The following is a 14,542-nucleotide window of genomic DNA, read 5'->3' as shown; positions in this document are numbered from 1 at the left end:
GCTTCCGGCGCCCGCCGGACACATCACTCAGAACGAAACCGGAGCATTCTCATGCAACTTGCCAATGTCGGCGGCCGTGCGTCGATCATCCTCGGCGACCGCGTCCTGGACGTCCACACCGCGTCGGCCGGCGAGCTGGGCCCGGACCCGGCCGTCCTCTCCGACCTCGCCCACCACCAGCTGCTGCAACAGCTGGCCGATGCCGCCGACTCGGAGACGCTTCCGGTGCTGGACCCGGTCCTGCTCGGCGCGCCCACCCCCAAGCCCGGCAAGGTCATCGCGCTGGCTCTCAACTACCGTTCGCACGCCGAGGAGTCGGGCAAGGCAATTCCGGACGAGCCGCACGTGATGGTGAAGTTTCCCTCGTCCATCTGCGGCCCGTACAACAACGTGATCCTGCCGGAGGGCCGGAACATGATCGACTACGAGGCCGAGATCGTCCTCGTCGTCGGCAAGCGCTGCACCGCGGTCTCGGAGGCGGAGGCCTGGGACGTCATCGCGGGCGTCACCTGCGGCCAGGACATCTCCGACCGGGGCGAGCAGTTCCGCCCGCCCATCAAGCAGTTCTCGATGGCCAAGTCCTACGACACCTTCGGCCCGACCGGACCGTTCCTGGTCACCCCCGACGATCTGGCGGACCGGGACGACATCGAGATGACCTGCCGGGTCAACGGCGAGCAGGTGCAGTACGCGCGCTCCAGCGACTTCATCTTCTCCGTACCGACGCAGATCGCCTGGCTGTCCCGGTTCGTCACCCTGGAGCCCGGTGACCTGATCTTCACCGGCACCACCGGCGGCGTCGGGGAGTCCCGTACCCCGGAGCTGTTCCTCCAGGACGGCTGGACCGTGGAGACCGAGATCCCCGGCATCGGCAGCACCCGGAACACCTGCGTCAGCAAGTAAGTAACACCACTGCAATCAACGCCTAGGAAAGGAGGCCGTGATGGGCGAGGTCGTCGGTGCCGCACTGTTGTCACACGTCGCCACCATCATGCTTCCGGAAACCACACGCCGGGAGCTCAACAACGGCGAGGACTTCAGCCTCGTCCCGGGACTGCACCGGCTCAAGGCCGAAGTCCTCGACCGGATCGACTACGACACGGTCCTGGTCTTCGACTCCCACTGGGCCACCACGGTGGAGTTCGTCATCGCGGCCCACGAGCACCGCTCCGGGTTGTTCACCTCCGACGAACTGCCGCGCGGCATGCGCCAGGTCCACTACGACTACCCGGGGGACCCCGAACTCGCCCACATGATCGCGGAACTGGCCGACAAGCACGGCACCCGCGGTACCGCGATCAACGACCCGTTGCTCCCGGTCCACTACCCGACCATCAACCTTCTGAAGTACCTGCAGAAGGACGACGAGTCCTGGGTATCGATCGGTGTCTGCCAGACGGCCGAGACCGAGGACTACATGAGGATCGGCCGGGCGGTCGGCGACGCCATCGCACAACTCGACCGCAAGGTGCTGCTCATCGCCTCCGGTGCGATGAGCCACCGGTTCTGGCCGCTGTCGGTACTGCACAACTACGAGGCGGCCGATCCCGCGCTCATCCGCACGGCCGAGGCCCGCGCGGCGGACGAGGAGCGGATCGCCTGGTTCGAGCAGGGAGACCACGCCAGCGTCCTGCGCACCATGCCGGAGTTCCGGGAGTTCAAGCCGGAGGCGAACTTCGGGCACTACCTGATGATGGCCTCGGCCATGGGTGGGGAGTCCTGGGAGTGGCGGGGACGCAGGTTCAGCGCGTACGAGAACGCGCTCGGCACCGGTCAGATCCACATGTGGTTCGACCCGCCGACCGCCTCGTCATGACAGCGGGACGCAGCTGTGCGGCCGTCGGCGTTCACGCCGGCGGCCGCTCGCGTTCGCGCACTCGGGGCGGCCGCCACTCTCAACACCCCGCGGTCGCTGCCGTCTTGGGCAACCGACCCCCGCACTGTTCCGCCGCACAACCGCGCCGCAAGCCTTGCGTACCGGGTACATCGACGCGGCTGCACAGTGTCCATCAGGCTGGACGCACACGCTTCGACGCAGGCGAACGCCCGCGAAGCCGCACTTCCGCCTTCTGAGGCATCCCGTTGCCTTCCGAGGCTTCCCGCGAAGCATCCCTTGTCCCGATGATCTGGAGGCTGCCATGACAACCGAGACCCTCGTCGCCGCCGATGCGGCGCAGAAAGAGGTGGACCCGGCCGCGTTCCGCGCGACCATGCGTATGATCCCGACCCCGGTGACCATCGTCACGGCCGCCGGCCCGGACGGTGCCCCCCTGGGACTCACCATCGGATCCTTCGTCTCCGTCTCTCTGGAGCCGACTCTGGTGTCCTTCTGCGTGATGAAGTCCTCGTTCACCTGGGCCGCGATCCGCAGCCAGGGACGATTCGCCGTCAACGTACTCGCCAGCGACCAGGCCACCCACTGCCGGAACTTCTCCTCTGCGGCGGCCGACCGGTTCGACCACGTCACGTGGAGCCCGGGTCCCCACGGACTGCCCATGGTGGAGGGCTCGTTGGCCTGGCTGACCTGCGAGATCGACACCGTGCACGAGGCGGGCGACCACGACCTGGTGATCGGACGGGTACTGGCCGTGGAGACGTCCCGCGACTCAGACGCACTGGTGTTCGTCCGGGGTGGTTTCGCCGCGCCTGCCTCGCTCTGAGGGCGTCCCCATCGGTCACGGCAGCCACGCTTCCGTGCCCTGTGCCCTCCAACCGCCCCCGGTGTCCGGCGGGGCGGCTGTGCCCGACGCACAAGCAGCGGGGTAAACGCTGGCCCGAACCATATGGTCCCGGTTCGTGGCCCCTGAAGAAACTTGCCTCACCGCTCAAGAACCTTGCAGCACCCACCCGTTCTCGAAGGGACGTTCCCCATGACACGAGCCAAGGCCGCGCCGTTCGCGAACCCGGCGGCTTCGCAGAACATCACCGGCACGGCTCCCCTCATCTCGGAGCCCGGCCTTCAGGGCCCGTACAGCCAGACCGTCGTCACCGAGCAGGACCCGCGGATACGCACCGAGTTGCAGCGGCTCCTCGACCGAGCACGGGAGATCCGGCCGCTGCTGCGCGAGCGCCAGGCCCAGACCGAAGCCGACGGCCAGTACTCGGCCGAGGTGCACGCCTACTTGCTTGAACACGGCTTCTACAAGGTCCTGCTGCCCAGCCGGTTCGGCGGTCTCGAGTTGGGAGTCCCGGCCTTCTTCGCGGTGATCTCGGAGGTCGCCCGTGGCTGCCCGTCCACCGCGTGGTGCCTGTCGTTGTCGGCCGCGCACACCCTGACCCTGTCCTCGTACTGGAGCGAGGAGGCCCAGAAGTCGGTCTTCGGCAAGCACGGCTACATGATCGCTCCGGCCAGCGGCAACCCTCGCTCGGCGACGGTCAAGCACACCGAGGACGGCTATCTGATCTCGGGCACCTGGCGGTACTGCTCGGGCGCGCCGTACTCGACCCACTTCTTCCCGACCATCGTGGTGCCCGCCACCGAGACCGAGGAGGAGTTCCGCGCCTGGGCGGTCATCGACCGTGAGGACTACACGGTGCTGGACGACTGGGGCCGGGTCATCGGCATGCGCGGCAGCGGGTCCAACAGCATCACGATGGCGGACGTCTTCGTTCCTTACGAGCGGGTCTGCGCGGAGACCTGGACCACCGACGCCGACGGCCCAAGCGTCGGCTACGGCATCCACGGCAACCGCGCCTACTCGGGCGTGTTCATGGGTTTCGCCGAGGGCGAGGTGGCGGCGGCGGCGGTCGGTCTCGGTTACGCGGCACTGGACGAGTACGAGCGCATCATCCGTACCACCAAGGCCCCCTTCGTGGACGGCGACGTGCTCCGCGCCGACTCCACCGACTGGCGTCGCGTGCTCGGCATGGCAATGGCACAGATCGACGCCGCGTCGGCCGCGCTGATCCGGGCCGGTCAGCTCTACGAGGAGTACGCGGCGCGCTCGGCGGACGGCACCGAAGCCTTCGACGGGGCTCGCGCGATGCGCCTGAACAACCTCTACTTCGTGGTGGAGGAGCTGGTGTGGGAGGCCTTGCAGTCGCTGATCCGCACGGCGGGCACCGGTATCTCCGCCGACGGCCAGCCCCTGCAGCGCTACTTCCGCGACATCTGGACCACCCAGAGCCGCGCCGACCAATTCCAGTTCTTCGCGGCGCCGGCCATGGCCTACCACTTCGCCGGACAGGCCGCCTTCGACGAGGCACAGGCGTCCGACCGCGCCGCGGCGCACGAGGACGACACCCCTGCCGTGCCCACCGCGGTCGGCTGACCGTCTCGCCCCGCCCCGGACCATCCCGTCGCGCCCGGACCGGCCACACAGAGACGCCCGCCCCCTCTCACAGACGTTGCAAGGAGCACCCCGTGACCACCGCAGCACTTCCCCGCACAGCCACGAAAACCGCCCGCCCGCAGACGGGCGAGGAGTACCTGGAGAGCCTCCGCGACGACCGCGAGGTCTGGATCTACGGCGACCGCATCGAGGATGTGACGACCCACCCGGCCTACCGCAACTCGGCGCGGTCGATCGCCCGGCTCTACGACGCCCTGCACGACCCGGACCGGAACACGAAGCTGGTCGCACCGACCGACACCGGCAACGACGGATACACCCACGCGTTCTTCAAGACCCCGCGTACCAAGGACGAGCTGCGAGCCGGACGCGACGCAGTCCTGGGCTGGCAGGAGCTGGTGCACGGCTGGATGGGCCGCACACCCGACTACAAGGCGGCCTTGCTGACCACGCTCGGCGCCGATCCCGATTTCTTCGGCGAGTACGCGGCCAACGCGGAGCGCTGGTACCGCCGGGCGCAGGAGGACGTGCTGCACATCGGGCACGCGATCGTGCACCCTCCGGTCGACCGTGACAAGGGTGTCGAGGAGGTCGGCGACGTCTTCATCCATGTCGAGGAGGAGACCGACAACGGCCTGATCGTCAGTGGCGCCAAGGTCGTGGCGACCGGGTCCCCCCTGACCCAGTACGTCTTCATCTCGCACTTCGGCGCGACACTGGGCAAGAAGGAGTTCGCTCTCATCTTCATGGCGCCGACCGGTGGGCAGGGCGTGAAGTTCTTCTCGCGGGCGTCCTACGAGGCGGTCGCCGCCAAGGCCGCCGGCCCGTTCGACTACCCGCTGTCGAGCCGCTACGACGAGAACGACTCGATCATCGTCCTCGACCGCGCACTGATCCCGTGGGAGAACGTGCTGGTCTACGACCCCCAGAAGGTCACCCGGTTCAACGAGGAAGCGGACTGGAGTGGCAGGGCAGCGCTCCAGGCGTCGTCCCGGCTGATGGTCAAGCTCGACTTCATCACCGGGCTGGTCAGCAAGGCGCTGGACATCACCGGCTCCGGGCAGTTCCGCGGGGTTCAGGCGGGACTGGGCGAGATCATGGCGTTCCGCCACATGGTGGCCGGCCTCAACGCCGGCATGATCGAGGACGCCAGGCCCGGCTTCGGCGGGGCGATGGCCCCGTCCCCGGAGTTCGCCTTCGCCTTCGCCGCGCTCACCCCGGGGATGTACACCCGGATGAAACAGATCGTCGAGACGATCATCGCCTCGGGGCTGATCTACCTGAACTCCAACGCCATCGACTTCGACACCCCCGAGGTGCGACCGTACCTCGACCGCTTCCTGCGCGGGTCAGGCGGCAGGACCGCACTGGACCGTTCGAAGGTCATGAAGGCGCTGTGGGACTCGATCGGCAGTGAATTCGGCTCCCGGCACGAACTGTACGAGCTCAACTACTGGGGCCAGCCGGAGAAGACCTACCTGGACATCCTCGGCCTCGCCCAGAGGAACGGCGGCCTGGAACGTGCTCGCGGCTACGCGGAGGGCTTCATGTCCGACTACGACCTCAAGGGATGGACCGTCCCGCATCTGATCACGCCCTCTGACGTGACCACCATCCGCCGCTGAACTGAAGCCACCGAACCCGCTGCCGGAGGGCCCTACCGCCGGCAGCGATTCGTTCAGGCGCAAGGCCATGGTTTCCGCTTCGCACATCGGCTGAGCCCGCTCGCCCGGGTGCAGTGCGAGCCGTGGCGCTCGTACGACGGCGGGATCACACCCTGGTCCTCGGGCGCGTCACCGACCTCGGCATTTGCGAGGGCGACGCCTTTGCTCATGCCCGGAGCCGCTTCGGCACCGCCGTCGAGTCCACCGACGGTATCGAGCACCTCTTCTTCCCTTACCGCACTCTGTCCAGGAGACCGCACATGCCTGCCCGCACCGGCAAGGAATACCTCGAACGACTCTCCGCCTCCCGCCCCGTCGTGCACATCCAGGGCGAGACCGTCACCGGCGGCGTTCAGGACCACCCCGCGTTCCGCAACGTGGTCCGCACCTACGCCGAGTTGTACGACCTTCAGCACTCGGACGAGCACAAGGACGTTCTCACCTACACCTCCCCCACGTCCGGCAACCCGGTCGGCACCTCCTTCCTCGCCCCGAAGACGGCCGACGACCTGGTCAAGCGCCGCAAGGCGTTCAAGGTGTGGGCCGACCACAGCAACGGCATGCTCGGCCGCACCGGCGACTACATGAACAGCTCGCTGATGGCCCTCGCCTCGGCCGCCGACTGGTTCGCGCAGGCGAACCCGGACTTCGGCGAGAACATTCGCCGCTACTACGAGAAGGTTCGCGAGGAGGACCTTCTGTGCACGCACACGTTGATCCCGCCGCAGGTCAACCGGTCGGTCGCGGGGACTCAGCAGGTCGGCGGCAAGCTCGCAGCGCGGATCGTGCGGGAGGACGACAACGGCGTGGTGATCCGCGGTGCCCGGATGCTCGCCACCATCGCGCCCTTCGCAGACGAGATGCTGGTCTTCCCGTCGACGGTGCTGCGCGGCACGCCGGAGGACAAGCCGTACTCGTTCGCCTTCGCCATCCCCAACGACACCCCCGGCCTGCGCTACGTCGCCCGCGAGCCCCTCGACCACGACCGCCCGCGCCACGACCACCCGCTCGCCTCACGCTTCGAGGAGTCGGACTGCGTCGTCGTCTTCGACGACGTGCATGTGCCGTACGAGCGCTGCTTCGCCCTCGGTGACGCCGAGCTGTGCAACGGCTTCTACTCGCAGACGTCGTCAGTGGTGCACATGACCCACCAGGTCGTCACCCGCACCACCGCGAAGACCGAGTACATCCTCGGCCTGGTCTCCCTCCTCACGGAGGCCATCGGCATCGAGCATTTCCAGCACGTCCAGGAGGACGTCGCCGAGATCATCGCCACGCTGGAAATGCTGCGCGCGTTCCTGCGGGCAGCAGAGGCCGACGCCGAAGTCAACGAATACGGGGTCCTCACACCCGCATTCGCCCCGCTCAACGCCGCCCGCAACCTGTATCCCAAGCTGTACCAGCGCTTCCCGCAGATCCTGCGCAAGCTCGGCGCCTCAGGCCTCATGGCCACCCCCACCGAGCTCGACATCACGGGCCCCGCGGCCGCCGACATCGAGGCGTACCTCCAGTCGGCGACGCTCACCGGACCGGAGCGCGTGAAGCTGTTCCGCCTGGTGTGGGACACCTGCATCTCCGCGTTCTCCAGCCGCCAGGCGCTGTACGAGTACTACTTCTTCGGCGACCCGGTGCGGATGGCCGGCGCGTACGTGAAGTCGTACGACCGTGAGCCCTACAAGGCCAAGGTTCAGGCGTTCCTGGAGCGTCCCTGATGACGCATCCGCTGGGGAGTCCTCCTTCGAAGATCATCGCGATCCACCTCAACTATCCCAGCAGGGCGAAGGAGCGCGGCCGGATCCCCGCCCAGCCTTCCTACTTCCTCAAACCGCCGTCATCCCTCGCCGGCACCCAGGAGGCGATCGCCCGGCCCGAGGGGTGCGAACTCCTCGGCTTCGAGGGCGAGATCGCACTCGTCATCGGTGCGCGCGCCCAGCGTGTGCGACCGGAGGACGGCTGGAAGCACGTGCGGTGGGTGACCGCGGCCAACGACGCGGGGGTGTACGACCTGCGGTACGCCGACCGTGGCTCCAACCTCCGCTCCAAGGGCGCCGACGGCTTCACTCCGATAGGCCCACGGCTGCTGGATGCGCGTCGGCTCGACCCCGCCGCGCTGCGTCTGCGGACCTGGGTCAACGGCGAACCGGTGCAGGACGACACCACGGACACCCTCCTCTTCCCCTTCGGGCAGCTGATCGCCGACCTGTCGCGGCTGGTCACCCTGGAACCCGGCGACGTGATCCTGACGGGCACTCCCGCCGGAGCGTCCGTCGTCTCACCCGGCGACCTGGTGGAGGTCGAGGTCACGGGCGGCGGGCTGTCCACCGGACGCCTCCGCACCCCGATCGCCGCCGGTCCCGTGCTGGAGACGTACGGTGCGATGCCCAAGGCCGATCCCGTGGAGCGCGAGGCCGCGTACGGCACTGCCTACGCGCCCGAGCCCCTACTGGACAAGCACATCGAGGAAGGGCTGCGCTCGGTGGCCGTCGCCACGATCAGCGCGCAGCTGCGGGGGCGCGGTCTGCCGCACATGTCCATCGACGGCGTACGTCCCACACAGCCGTTGACGACGATGGTCGGCGTCGCCCACACCCTGCGCTATCTGCCGCTGCGCGAGGACCTGTTCAAGCAATACGGCACCGGAATGAACGCCCAGAAGCGGGCGATCGAGGAGCTGCGGCCGGGCCAGGTGCTGGTCATGGACGCGCGCCGGGACACCTCCGCCGGAACGCTCGGCGACGTCCTGGCGCTGCGCGCCCAGCAGCGGGGCGCGGCCGGGATCGTGACCGACGGAGGCCTGCGCGACAGCGCCGCCGTCACCGCGCTCGGCCTGCCCGTTCACCACGGCGGAGAACACCCTTCGGTGCTCGGCCGCCGCCACGTGCCGTGGGACACGGGAGTACCCATCGCCTGCGGCGGAGCGCTCGTCCAGCCCGGCGACCTGCTCGTCGGCGACGCGGACGGCGTGGTCGTCGTCCCACCCGACCTCGCCGGCGAGCTCATCGCCGACTGCCGGGAGCAGGAGATGCAGGAGCGGTTCATCACCGAGCAGGTGCAGGCGGGGCACGGCATCGACGGGCTGTATCCGCTCGGACCCGACTGGCGCGAGCCGTACGAGCAATGGCGCAAGCAGCAGAGCACGCAAGGAGAATCCGCATGAAGTTCCGCAGTGACCCCTCCACCATCCGCGGGTCCATCGCCCCAGTCGTCACCCCGTTCACCGCGGAGGGCGCCGTCGACCAGGCCGGCCTGCGGTCCCTGATCCGCTTCCAGCTCGAGTCCGGTTCGCATGGCATCTCGCTGGGCGGGTCAACCGGCGAGCCCAGCGCGCAGAGCGGGGCCGAACGGATCGAGGCCATGCGCACGGCGGTCGAGGAGATCGGTGACCGAGTGCCGTTCCTGCCCGGCACCGGCTCCCACAAGCTCGACGAGACACTCGAAATCACCGCAGCGGCACGGGAGTTGGGAGCCGACGCGGCCCTCGTCATCACCCCTTACTACGCACGCCCCACGCAGGAGGCGCTGTACCAGTGGTATGCCACGGTGGCCCGCGAGTTCCCGGACCTGCCGATCGTCGCATACAACGTGCCGTCCCGCACGGCGGTCGACATCGCGCCGGAGACGGTGAAGCGGCTGTTCACCGACTTCGACAACTTCGTCGGTGTGAAGGAGACGACGAAGGACTTCGAGCACTTCTCCCGTGTCCTGCACGCCTGCGGACGATCGTTGCTGGTGTGGTCCGGCATCGAGCTGCTGTGCCTGCCGCTGCTCGCGCTCGGCGGAGCGGGGTTCGTCAGCGCGGTGGCCAACCTCGCGCCGTCCGCGGTGGCACGGATGTACGAGCTGTGGGAGGCGGGCGAGTTCGACGCCGCTCGTGACCTGCACTACCGCCTCCACCCCCTCGTCGACCTCCTCTTCGTCGAGACGAACCCGGCGCCCGCGAAGTGGGTGCTGCACCAGCAGGGCCGTATCTCCTCTCCTCACGTCCGGCCACCGCTCACCGCTCCGACGGACGCGGGCCTGGCGAAGATCCGCGCGCTGCTCGCCGAGGGCGGCGACCTGACGCAGCAGATCAAAACCCAGCGGGCCCATCAGGACCGGCAGATCGGAGCAGCCGAGTGAGCACCACCCCCGAGGGCCTGCCCTCCGTCATCCGGCACTGGATCGGCGGCGAACTCGTCGACGCCGACGACGGCCGCACATTCGATGTCTCCGACCCTGTCTCCAACTCGGCGTATGCGCAGGCCTCACGCGGATCTGCGGCCGATGTCGAGCGGGCCGTCTCCGCCGCGCGGACCGCCTTCCCCGCCTGGTCGGGCATGTCCAACCGCGATCGCGCCATCGTACTGAACCGCATCGCCGACGCCGTCGAGGCCCGCCACGACCGGCTGGCGACCCTCGAGTCGTACGACTCGGGACTGCCCATCACCCAGGCGCGCGGCCAGGCGCGTCGAGCCGCCGAGAACTTCCGCTACTTCGCGGACGTCATGGTGGCGCTCGGCGAGGAGGCCTTCCGGCAGGGCGACGACCAGTTCAGCTATGTGGTGCGCACGCCGGTCGGGGTCGCCGGGCTGATCACGCCGTGGAACACCCCGTTCATGCTGGAGAGCTGGAAGTTGTCTCCGGCGCTGGCTTCCGGCTGCACCCTCGTCCTCAAGCCGGCCGAGTGGACCCCGCTGTCGGCCTCGCTCTGGCCGGAGATCTTCGAGGAGGCCGGGGTGCCGGCCGGTGTCGTGAACATCGTCCACGGCATCGGCGAGGAAGCGGGCCAGGCCCTGGTCGACCACCCCGGCGTACCACTGATCTCCTTCACCGGCTCGACCGACACCGGCCGCCACATCATCCGCTCCTCCGCCCAGCACCTGAAGACCACCTCGATGGAACTGGGCGGCAAGTCCCCCGTCGTCGTCTTCGCCGACGCCGATGTCGAAGCCGCCCTCGACTCGGTGGTGTTCGGCGTGTTCTCGCTCAACGGGGAGCGGTGCACCGCCGGTTCACGGGTTCTCGTCGAGCGTCCGCTGTACGAGGATTTCACGCGCCGCCTCGCGGAGCGGGCCTCCCGTGTACGCGTCGGACTCCCCTCCGACCCCGCCACCGAAGTGGGCGCGCTGGTCCACACGGAGCACTACGCACGCGTCCTGAGCTACGTCGAGATCGGCAAGAAGGAGGCTCGCCTCATCGCGGGCGGCACCCGGCCGGAGCACCTCGCCGAAGGCAACTACCTCCAGCCGACCGTCTTCGCCGACGTCGAACGCGACGCCCGTATCTTCCAGGAGGAGATCTTCGGCCCGGTCGTCGCCGTCGCCCCGTTCGACGACGAGTCCGAAGCCGTCGAGCTCGCGAACGCCACGCGGTACGGCCTGGCGGCGTACATCTGGACCTCGGACCTCAAGCGCGGCCATCGCATCGCGCACGCCGTCGATTCCGGCATGGTCTGGATCAACTCGCACAACGTACGCGACCTGCGGACCCCGTTCGGCGGGGTCAAGGCCTCCGGCGTCGGCCGCGAGGGCGGCGCCCACAGCATCGACTTCTACACCGAATCGAAGATCGTGCACGTCGCGCTCGGCGACGTCCACACGCCCCGCTTCGGAGCTTCCTCATGAACGCGTCCAGCACTGCACAAGCCCCTGATGTCGTCCGTTCCTCCTACGCCCAGCTCGCCGTCACCGACCTCGGCGCCGCCCGCTGGTTCTGGGTCGACATGCTCGGCTTCCACGTCCAGTACGAGGACACCGACTCCCTCTACCTGCGCGGCACCGACGAGCTGACCCACCACTCCCTCGTGCTGCGCAAGGGCGACCTCGCCGCCCTCGACCACATCGCCTATCGCGTGCGCACCCCGGACGACGTCGACAAGGCCGAGAAGTTCTTCACCGGACTCGGCCGCCCGGTACGGCGGTTGAAGAAGGGCGAGGGCACCCACGGGGTCGGCGAGGCTGTACGCGTCATTGACCCGCTCGGCTTTCCCGTCGAGTTCTTCCACGAGATCGAGCACGCCGAACGCCTCATCCAGCGCTACGACATCCGCCACGGCGCCGAGATCGCCCGCCTCGACCACTTCAACATCTGCACCTCCGACATCCCCGCTGCCTACGCCCACTACAAGTCCCTCGGCTTCGGCTGCTCCGAGACCATCGAGGGCGACGAGCACGAGCTGTACGCGGCCTGGATGTACCGCAAACAGACCGTCCACGACGTCGCCTTCACCGGCGGCGCGGGGCCGCGCCTGCACCACCTGGGCGTGGCCACCCACGAGTCCCACCAGGTGCTGCGCTGCGCCGACATCTTCGGCTCGCTGCGCAAGGAGCGCCACATCGAACGCGGCCCGGGACGGCACGGCGTCTCCAACGCCTTCTACCTGTACCTGCGCGACCCCGACGGCCACCGTGTGGAGATCTACACCTCCGACTACTACACGGGCGACCCGGACCACGAGACGTACCGGTGGAACGTGCACGACGACCGCCGCCGGGACTTCTGGGGCAACGCGGTCATCGAGTCCTGGTACAAGGAGGCCACACCGGTGCTCGGCCTGGACGGCCGTCCGCTGCCCGTGACCGACGCCCTGCTGGACGAGTCCGCCGTACAGGTCGGCGCGGACGGCCTGGGCTGACTCAGCGAAGGGGCGGGCACGACCGGGCCCGCCCCTTCGCTCTCGTCATACCGTGCACACGTCGGCGGAAGGGAGCCTTCGATGCCCACGATGACCACGCCGCAGGACGAGACCGCCGCGGAACGCTTCGACTTCTGGCGGACACTCATCGGCCGGAGCTTCGTGCCACTGGAGGCACTGCCCCACGAGACCCCCGACTTCCACGCCGCCCTGCGCAGCGCCCAGCTGGGCCCGGTGCAGGTCTCGGTCGTCGACGCGGATCCTCACGTAGTCGCGCACACCCGGCGGCACCTCGCCTCCGACCTCCCGGACTTCGTGAAGCTCAGTCTGCAGCTGGCCGGGCAGTGCGTGCTCACCCAGAAGGACCGGCAGGTGCTCCTGGAGCCCGGTGGGCTGACCCTGTACGACACGCGTCTCCCGTACACGCTGGACTTCAACCGGCGCTATCGCATGCTCGTCGTCATGTTCCCCAGGCCCATGCTGAGGCTGCCCGAGCGGGAGCTGGAGCGGGTGACGGCTACCGCGGTGTCCTGCCAGGGCGGTCTCGGACCGGTCGTCCTGCCGTTCCTGAAGGGGCTGGCGGATCAGGTGGAGGAATTGGACACGGTCGGCACTCCACGGCTCGCGGACACCGTGGTTGACCTGGTCGGTGCGCTGCTGGCACCGCACGCCGAGAGCGCGCGCAGACCGGAGGACGACGGGCGGGACCAGCTCACCCGGCGCATTCTCTCGTACATGGAACAGCGGCTCGCCGACCCGTATCTCGGCCCCGACCAGATCGCCGCCGTCCACCACATCTCCCGCCGCTATCTCTACAAGCTCATGGCAGAGCAGGGCCACACCGTCTCGGGCTGGATTCGGGAGCGGCGCCTGGCCCAGTGCCACCGTGACCTAGCCGATCCCGTGCTCGCACACCTCCCTGTGAGCACCGTCGGCGGCCGCTGGGGCTTTCCCGACCCCGCCCATTTCAGCCACGCCTTCAGGACGGCGTACGGCATCAGCCCCAGCGAGGCGCGCGTGGCCGCTCAGAACCAATAACACGGCCCTTCAGCGCCAGTAGTCGTCCGCTGCCGCGACGGTGGCGAATTCGACGGCCACCACGTGCGCGACGGCGACGAGCAAGTCCTGGTTCTCGGCGTACTCCGGGCGCAGCCGTGCGCGCATGTCGTCGTCCGGCTGGGCCGCCCTGACCACCAGCCGGGCCGTCTTCAGCGCCTGCGCCCGGCGCTCCTCGGGCGTGGCGGTGATCCGTGTGCCGTTCGGGAACAGTTCCACGAGGACTCCTTCGTAGGGGTGCGCGGACTGCGGAGACGCGCCTGGCGATACGTCCGGAAGCGGGTGTGCCGGACGAACTCGTCCTGGCCCACCGGCGCGCGCGGTCGCCGAGAGCGCAACACCTGGGCGCGGCGCCGTGGGCGCATCGTGCCCGCTCACACAAACGACGGTGCACCGCAGCACAAGCCGAGGCCGGGACCTGCGGCGCAAGCTGCCGGTATGGGAGCCGCACACACTGCTTACGAGCACATCGTGGTCGGTGCCGGATCCGCGGGCTGCGTGGTGACACGCAGGCTGGTGGACGCCGGCCGGAGAGTACTGCTCGTCGAAGCGGGCGGCCGGGACGGCAACCCCGCCATCCACGCCCCGGGGCGCCTGTGGGAACTGTGGAACTCCCCACAGGACCACGCCTGCACGACAGTTCCCCGGCCGAACGCATCGGGGACCGGGGGCCCCTGGGCCAGCGGCGCAGCCGGGAAACCGCGCCCGGACCGAACCTCCGCACGGACGACGAGCTCCCCGCATAGACCAAGCGGACCCTGCTCAGTGACCACCACCAGGTCGAGACGTGCCGCAACGGCATCAACCGCTGGTCGACCCACACCTGCGTGTCGAGGCCGTGCCCGGCCTCCCCGTGGCCGACGCCTCGGTCATGCCGTCCGTCGCCTCAGGCACCACCTACACACCCACCTCATGAT

13 protein-coding genes are annotated in these 14,542 nt (G+C 68.9%); 12 read left to right on the top strand and 1 reads right to left on the bottom strand.

All coding sequences use genetic code 11. From position 1 onward, the window contains the following. Positions 1–51 precede the first annotated feature (51 nt). From ACFU6I_RS22065 to ACFU6I_RS22015, 11 genes are all read left to right on the top strand, one after another. Positions 52–903 (top strand): fumarylacetoacetate hydrolase family protein, encoded by an 852-nt coding sequence (locus ACFU6I_RS22065; protein WP_384369332.1) that lies wholly within the window; start codon positions 52–54, stop codon positions 901–903. 40 nt (positions 904–943) lie between these two features. Then, entirely contained in the window at positions 944–1,816 is an 873-nt protein-coding gene (locus ACFU6I_RS22060; protein WP_384369329.1) for a catechol 1,2-dioxygenase, read from the top strand. 322 nt (positions 1,817–2,138) lie between these two features. After that, complete coding sequence (locus ACFU6I_RS22055; protein WP_384369327.1) at positions 2,139–2,660, top strand: flavin reductase family protein; 522 nt, start codon at positions 2,139–2,141, stop codon at positions 2,658–2,660. Positions 2,661–2,870: 210 nt separating this feature from the next. Next, positions 2,871–4,271 (top strand): acyl-CoA dehydrogenase family protein, encoded by a 1,401-nt coding sequence (locus tag ACFU6I_RS22050; RefSeq protein WP_384369324.1) that lies wholly within the window; start codon positions 2,871–2,873, stop codon positions 4,269–4,271. Positions 4,272–4,363: 92 nt separating this feature from the next. Continuing rightward, a complete protein-coding gene (locus ACFU6I_RS22045; protein WP_384369321.1) occupies positions 4,364–5,917 on the top strand; it encodes a 4-hydroxyphenylacetate 3-hydroxylase N-terminal domain-containing protein in 1,554 nt (517 codons plus the stop codon). A gap of 122 nt (positions 5,918–6,039) precedes the next feature. Next, complete coding sequence (gene hpaB / locus ACFU6I_RS22040) at positions 6,040–7,668, top strand: 4-hydroxyphenylacetate 3-monooxygenase, oxygenase component (RefSeq protein ID WP_384369319.1); 1,629 nt, start codon at positions 6,040–6,042, stop codon at positions 7,666–7,668. Then, positions 7,668–9,113, top strand: coding sequence for a fumarylacetoacetate hydrolase family protein (locus tag ACFU6I_RS22035; RefSeq protein ID WP_384369315.1), 1,446 nt, complete (start codon positions 7,668–7,670; stop codon positions 9,111–9,113). Before hpaB ends, ACFU6I_RS22035 begins: the two co-directional genes overlap by 1 nt. After that, complete coding sequence (gene dapA / locus ACFU6I_RS22030) at positions 9,110–10,075, top strand: 4-hydroxy-tetrahydrodipicolinate synthase (RefSeq protein WP_384369313.1); 966 nt, start codon at positions 9,110–9,112, stop codon at positions 10,073–10,075. The genes ACFU6I_RS22035 and dapA overlap by 4 nt, the downstream gene beginning before the upstream one ends. Further along, a complete protein-coding gene (gene hpaE, locus ACFU6I_RS22025) occupies positions 10,072–11,559 on the top strand; it encodes a 5-carboxymethyl-2-hydroxymuconate semialdehyde dehydrogenase (RefSeq protein WP_384369310.1) in 1,488 nt (495 codons plus the stop codon). Before dapA ends, hpaE begins: the two co-directional genes overlap by 4 nt. Further along, positions 11,556–12,569 carry a 3,4-dihydroxyphenylacetate 2,3-dioxygenase gene (gene hpaD, locus ACFU6I_RS22020; protein ID WP_384369307.1) on the top strand — a complete coding sequence of 338 codons (1,014 nt, stop codon included), beginning with the start codon at positions 11,556–11,558 and terminating at the stop codon, positions 12,567–12,569. The genes hpaE and hpaD overlap by 4 nt, the downstream gene beginning before the upstream one ends. An 81-nt stretch (positions 12,570–12,650) precedes the next feature. Then, positions 12,651–13,607: a helix-turn-helix domain-containing protein gene (locus ACFU6I_RS22015; protein WP_384369304.1), complete on the top strand. Its 957-nt coding sequence runs from the start codon at positions 12,651–12,653 to the stop codon at positions 13,605–13,607. Between the two features lie 9 nt (positions 13,608–13,616). Here the strand turns inward: ACFU6I_RS22015 and ACFU6I_RS22010 are convergent, their stop codons facing one another. Then, the gene (locus tag ACFU6I_RS22010) at positions 13,617–13,844 is read right to left on the bottom strand and encodes a hexameric tyrosine-coordinated heme protein (protein WP_384369301.1); all 228 of its coding nucleotides are present in this window, start codon (positions 13,842–13,844) and stop codon (positions 13,617–13,619) included. Positions 13,845–14,412: 568 nt separating this feature from the next. On the opposite strand from ACFU6I_RS22010, the gene ACFU6I_RS22005 reads away from it, so the two are divergent. Beyond that, positions 14,413–14,541: a GMC oxidoreductase gene (locus tag ACFU6I_RS22005; RefSeq protein WP_384369298.1), complete on the top strand. Its 129-nt coding sequence runs from the start codon at positions 14,413–14,415 to the stop codon at positions 14,539–14,541. Position 14,542: the final 1 nt, after the last annotated feature.

This window comes from Streptomyces sp. NPDC057486, assembly GCF_042802415.1.
Lineage (GTDB): Bacteria > Actinomycetota > Actinomycetes > Streptomycetales > Streptomycetaceae > Streptomyces > Streptomyces yanii.
This window is presented reverse-complemented; position numbering and strand designations above follow the sequence as displayed.

Excerpts from the sequence above, each read along its gene's own strand:
- ACFU6I_RS22060 (WP_384369329.1), top strand. The coding sequence starts at position 944 with ATGGGCGAGGTCGTCGGTGCCGCACTGTTGTCACACGTCGCCACCATC.
- ACFU6I_RS22035 (WP_384369315.1), top strand. The coding sequence starts at position 7,668 with ATGACGCATCCGCTGGGGAGTCCTCCTTCGAAGATCATCGCGATCCAC.
- dapA (WP_384369313.1), top strand. The coding sequence starts at position 9,110 with ATGAAGTTCCGCAGTGACCCCTCCACCATCCGCGGGTCCATCGCCCCA.
- ACFU6I_RS22055 (WP_384369327.1), top strand. The coding sequence starts at position 2,139 with ATGACAACCGAGACCCTCGTCGCCGCCGATGCGGCGCAGAAAGAGGTG.
- ACFU6I_RS22015 (WP_384369304.1), top strand. The coding sequence starts at position 12,651 with ATGCCCACGATGACCACGCCGCAGGACGAGACCGCCGCGGAACGCTTC.
- hpaD (WP_384369307.1), top strand. The coding sequence starts at position 11,556 with ATGAACGCGTCCAGCACTGCACAAGCCCCTGATGTCGTCCGTTCCTCC.
- ACFU6I_RS22050 (WP_384369324.1), top strand. The coding sequence starts at position 2,871 with ATGACACGAGCCAAGGCCGCGCCGTTCGCGAACCCGGCGGCTTCGCAG.
- ACFU6I_RS22065 (WP_384369332.1), top strand. The coding sequence starts at position 52 with ATGCAACTTGCCAATGTCGGCGGCCGTGCGTCGATCATCCTCGGCGAC.